Annotated in this window: 4 protein-coding genes and 2 pseudogenes; 4 read left to right on the top strand and 2 right to left on the bottom strand. The window is 63.0% G+C overall.

The annotated features are described in order from the left end of the window. On the bottom strand, positions 1-381 hold a 381-nt coding region (locus tag ACZ7GZ_RS42195), incomplete at its 3' end, for an IS3 family transposase (protein WP_471033055.1). Further along, on the bottom strand, positions 378-677 hold the full coding sequence (locus tag ACZ7GZ_RS42190; RefSeq protein WP_360100409.1) for a transposase: 300 nt from the start codon (positions 675-677) through the stop codon (positions 378-380). The genes ACZ7GZ_RS42190 and ACZ7GZ_RS42195, both read right to left, overlap by 4 nt. A 411-nt stretch (positions 678-1088) precedes the next feature. Between ACZ7GZ_RS42190 and ACZ7GZ_RS42185 the strand changes: the two genes are divergently transcribed. From ACZ7GZ_RS42185 to ACZ7GZ_RS42170, 4 genes and pseudogenes are all read left to right on the top strand, one after another. Further along, positions 1089-1706, top strand: a complete 618-nt coding sequence (locus ACZ7GZ_RS42185) for a transposase (protein ID WP_471033052.1) — start codon at positions 1089-1091, stop codon at positions 1704-1706. A 14-nt stretch (positions 1707-1720) separates the two neighbouring features. Beyond that, positions 1721-1854: pseudogene (locus tag ACZ7GZ_RS42180) on the top strand (IS30 family transposase); the annotation flags it as partial. A 1101-nt stretch (positions 1855-2955) separates the two neighbouring features. Beyond that, positions 2956-4515, top strand: coding sequence for a hypothetical protein (locus ACZ7GZ_RS42175; protein WP_471033050.1), 1560 nt, complete (start codon positions 2956-2958; stop codon positions 4513-4515). A 263-nt stretch (positions 4516-4778) separates the two neighbouring features. Next, a pseudogene (locus ACZ7GZ_RS42170) lies at positions 4779-4922 on the top strand (IS6 family transposase); the annotation flags it as partial.

Below are 4922 nucleotides of genomic sequence, written 5' to 3'. Positions count from 1 at the left end.
GGCGTGGAAGTCGCGGCCGATCAGGTCCGGGGCCGGTCTCGCCTTCTTGTCCGGCCGGGTCAGCGAGCGCCGTCGGCGGCGGTGGGCGCCCTGGATACCGCGTTCGCGCATGACGCGGGCGACACGTTTGCGGTTCACCGTCCGGCCCAGTCGCCGCAGTCCGGCATGGATCCGCGGGACGCCGTACGTGTGGCGGGATGCGACGTGGATGACGGTGATCTCGTGGGCCAGGGCCTCGTCGGCCGTCTTCCGTGCGGCGCGGACCTTCGCCGCCGCCTGCCAGGCGTAGAAAGAGGAGCGGGCCACGTTCAGCAGCCGGCACAGGAAAGCGATTCCATGGGTGGTCTTCTCCGCCTCGATGAACGCGTACGTCTCGTTCATCGATCGCTCTCCTTCGCGAAGAAGACCGCGGCTTTTCGCAGCACCTCGATCGTCTTGGCCTGCTCGGCATTCTGCTTCCGCAGTCGCTTGAGCTCCTCACGCTCGGCACTGGTCAGCTCGCCGGGGCGTCCTTCGCCTTGGTCCACCTTCGCCTGGCGGTACCAGGCACGCAGGGACTCCGGGCTCACCCCGAGTTCCCGAGCGACTTCGGTGACCGTACGGTCTGTGGAGTCGACGAGCGCGATCGCGTCCCGTTTGAACTCCGCTGTGTACCGCTTCGTGTACTTGCTTCCCACCTGGTGCTACTTCCTCTGGAACCTCATGTCCCAGTCTCCAGGTGTCCACGATCAAGGGGAAGCTTCAGCACCGACATCCCGGTCTACTTCTGCGAACCGGCAAGCCCCTGGCAGCGCGGTTCCAACGAGAACACGAACGGACTGCTACGGCAGTACTTTCCGACTTGTATAGGGGCAGCGGTGTTCGTGATCGGGTTGGCCGCCCGTAACGTGCCGCAGGACGCCGGGCAGGCTGACTCGAGTACTTCCTGCCGCCCTCGCGGGCTGGCTCTCTTTGGGTGTGTCGACCTGCCCGGCGCCCGTTCGCGGCTTGACTCAACAGAGGCATGACCATCGGCCACCCCACGTTTCTCGAAGTCGGGATGTCAGCCGCGGATCACACTGACCCGACGTCCGAGGAGAGTGCCGCCGATGATGCTGATCGGCATCGACCCGCACAAGTCGACCCACACGGCCACCGCTGTCGATCCCGAGACCAATCGAAACGCCAAGGCCATGGCCGCGCTGGTTGCAGATTCCGAAAGCCGGCTGACCGACACACCGGGCATCGGGGCCGTGACCGCCGCCCGCCTCCTGGGCCGAACTGGCAACCCCACCCGGTTCCCGACCGCCAGCGCCTTCGCGCAGTACACCGGCACCGCTCCCATCGAGATCGCCAGCGCCGACCGCGCACGCCACCGCCTGTCCCGACGCGGCGACCGCCAGCTCAACGCGGCACTCCACACCGTTGCGATCACGCAGATCCGCATGCCCGGCACCCGAGGCCACGCCTACTACCAGGCCAAGCTTGCAGAAGGAAAGACATCCCGGGAAGCGCAACGCTGCCTCAAACGCCGCCTGGCCGATCACGTCTGGCGCACGATGGTCGCCAATGAACGCCGCCGCGAGCTCACGACGGGCCCGGGAGGACAAACAGGGGCGGCTACAGCATCCAGCGCGGCCGGCCCAACCCCGACGGCCGACTCTTCGGACAAGTCACTTCCCGGACCCACCAGGAACGAGCCTACGCCACCACCTCAACCGGCTTGACAAACACAGAGGCACCCAAGAGCACCGACCGCGGGTCCACACCCGCGAACACCTCGAGGCCGTCGTCACCGAGCTCAATGGCCGCCCACGCAAAGCACTCGGCTGGGAAACCCCAGCCGAGAACCTGCATAAACTAATCACGGCGTGATCAACACGACCAAGTGTTGCAACGCCCCCAGGAATCCGCCGTCCGACTCATCGTCTGGGATCGCATCACCACCACGACGGGCCTGCCCCGGATGGCCCAACTCGCCCCCGAGCAGGGGCCCATCACACCTCGACAGGCCCTCACAGGGGCACACACCCAACGACGGGACAGTGCCTGATGTTTCGCCCCTTGCACGAGGCCGATCCAATCGTAGATCTGTGGATCCTGAACACAGGCTTGCTGACAAATGTAGGGAATTTCCCTATAGCGCCGGGTGGCCGGGGCGGTGAGACTGAGTACGCAGATCAGGAACCAGCTTTCACCCGTTCCATTTTCAGGTGAGGGGCCACTATGGAGCTTCTGTGCGCCGACTAGCTTCATCCGGTAAAGACTTGAGACGTGAGGACCGTATTGTCAGGTCGTAGCGTGCTGTGTGTTCGCTCGTAAGCCGCCGACCGCGGCCTCAGGGCGACACTGTCCGATTCGGAGCCGGCGAGTCAGGCCTCCGGGGGAGAACCAGGTCACCCGGCTTGATCTCGTAGCGCGGAGGGACATCCACGCAGGCCGGCATTCGGAATGCCAGCAGACGGCGAAGGCCAATTCCGGTGGGTTGTATGCCTGATGCCGCGTTGATGCAACCGGCGTGGCGGCCACGCGGGCCTGGACAAGGGAGTGCAGCTGCGCCACCGGCTGCACACCGACGCACTCTCCGCGTGTGCATGGGAAAGGCGCCCCCAGACTCCCTGGAGAGACGCAGCGTGCGAGGCACCGTAGAAGGAGCGTGTGGAAATCCTTTCCTTGTAAGTTCCGGCCGATCTTCGAGAATTCCATTTTCATGTGACGTCGATCGAGCCGAATCGGAGGTTAGATTCATGCGCGCGAGCCTCGTGGTATATGCACTGATCCTGTCGGTGCGCGACGCGGCCGGCAATCCGAAAAGGCGGGACGAAGAAATCGAGCCACTATTCGGTGGTCGATGACCGCGTGGAGCACAAATCTGCCAGCGCCTTTCTGTTAACACGCTGATCCGAAGATGACGAGAAAGAGCCGCCTCGCACATCAATAGTATGACGCGAGTGCAGCAACGGGAAAAGGACGAAGATGACCAATCCGAGTAAGCGGCACGGTCGGCACCGTCTGGCCAAGCAGGCCAGCAAGTCAGACCGTTACGTCGTGAACAAGGGTATCCCCTCCGCAATGGTTGCCGCCCTCGCCATAGCCGGCGGCCTGGAAATAGCAAACGCCACCACCAGCTGCGCCATGCCGAAACCGATTGGGGGAAAGACCACCGTCAAAAAATCTGATGGTCGCATCTATTACGACCTTGCCAGCCTCAATCCGCACACACAAGAGATCTTCAGGACGGCAATTAAGATCTGGAACGACAAACTCGTAGGGAATGGTCATAAGTTTCTTGGCGTCTGGGGCGACCTCACTCCGACGGAAAAGGTGAAGTTAGGGGGGCGTGCTCAAATAAGGGGCGCATATCACGATTGGACCCGCGGTAACGTGCGCGGTGGCACATTGGGTATGGCTGGCCCGGATCGCTACCTGCTGGAGCTCGACAGAGCATCATTTGATGATCAAGCGATCAAGAAATTCTGGGATGGGCATTTCGGCCCGCGTCTCGGTTACCCGATGACCAGAGGCATGAATGGCGACGGCTCACCCGGCTGGCATGCAGTGCGTAACTTTAAAGAATGGAGGGAAGATGTATGGAAGGGCAACTTGAATACGATCCTCCATGAAATGGGACACACGTTAGGCTTGCACCACCCGCAGCGTCCGGTACGCCCGGGCGAAGTCATGCGGACAGGCGACCGGAAGTTTCCTCAAGTAGACGTTGGCGGCACTAATTGGCCGGATTCACTTGAACCGAGCCCAGGCGAGGTAAATTTCGTAAAGAAACTCTATCGCTCGGAAATAAGGAAGGTCAACGAGCAGGATAACCGACAGCCTGCCGGCAACGGCCGTCGCCCCAACGACCCGGACTTGCCGCGTCCGACTTCCGACTGGAAGCAGGGGTGGGACCCGGCGGCCCAATCATGGGTGCCATATGCGGATTGGAACGCCAAGTACGGGGCGAAGCCATACCTCAGCGCCGACGGCTCGTACGGCTACAACCCGGATACCCGTGCGTGGGAATTGCGTGAGACATGGAATAAGAAGTTCGTGTTGGATACTGGTAGACGGTCGGAGAAGAAGCCTGATTCCCCGGACTGGGCGCGTCCGACTTCCGACTGGAAGCAGGGGTGGGACCCGGCGGCCCAATCATGGGTGCCATATGCGGATTGGAACGCCAAGTACGGGGCGAAGCCATACCTCAGCGCCGACGGGAGGTACGTCCACGACCCGAAGGCAGGCTGGGGAAGGACCGAAACATGGAAGAAGAATTCCGCGCCGGCTGCGGAGCAGCAGTCACTCAAGGATGCCGAGCCGAAGGCTGGGGACGCTGATCGGAAGGCGAAGGAGGACGCCGACCGGAAGGCGACGGAAGACGCCGACCGGAAGGCCAAGGAGGACACCGACCGGAAGGCCAAGGAGGACGAGGCGAAGAAGCGTCAGGAGAAGGCTGATCGTCAGCGCGCTGAGGAGCAGGAGCGTCAGCGTCAGGATGGGCAGCGGCGTGAGGATACGCGGCGTCGCGAGGAGGAGCGGTAGTCGTCCAGTGGTCTGGTGCCTGAGGGCCGCCAAACCGTCCATAGGCTGGTCCTGGCTCCCCAGGCGATAAGGGAGACGCGCCCTTGTCATCACCGCGTTGCATGCACGGCATGTGCGGTGAGTGCCGGCAGCGCTTCTCGCACATGCCCTGTGGCGGCAGTGCAGCGACCCGTTACACCACCAAGCTGTCCGCGGAGCGGTGCTGTCACGTTGAGTTGGGTCCCGTGAGGTGATCTTCAGGTTGGTCGTCCGGGGAGGGACTGCTGGTCGGTACGGGGGCGCCGTCGTACAAGGGCCACCGCTACCCCGTCAAGGTCATCTCGCACTGCGTGTGGCTGTACTTCCGCTTCCCGTCGTCGTTCCGTGAGGTCGAGGAGCTGATGCTCCAGCGCGGCGTGATCGTCCCG

It is taken from the genome of Streptomyces sp. NPDC037288, assembly GCF_055603265.1.
Note: the sequence above shows the minus strand (reverse complement) of the source record. Positions and strands in the feature narration are given on the sequence as shown.

Bases quoted from the DNA above. Each gene is read 5' to 3' on its own strand.
- ACZ7GZ_RS42185 (WP_471033052.1), top strand. From the start codon at position 1,089: ATGATGCTGATCGGCATCGACCCGCACAAGTCGACCCACACGGCCACC.
- ACZ7GZ_RS42175 (WP_471033050.1), top strand. From the start codon at position 2,956: ATGACCAATCCGAGTAAGCGGCACGGTCGGCACCGTCTGGCCAAGCAG.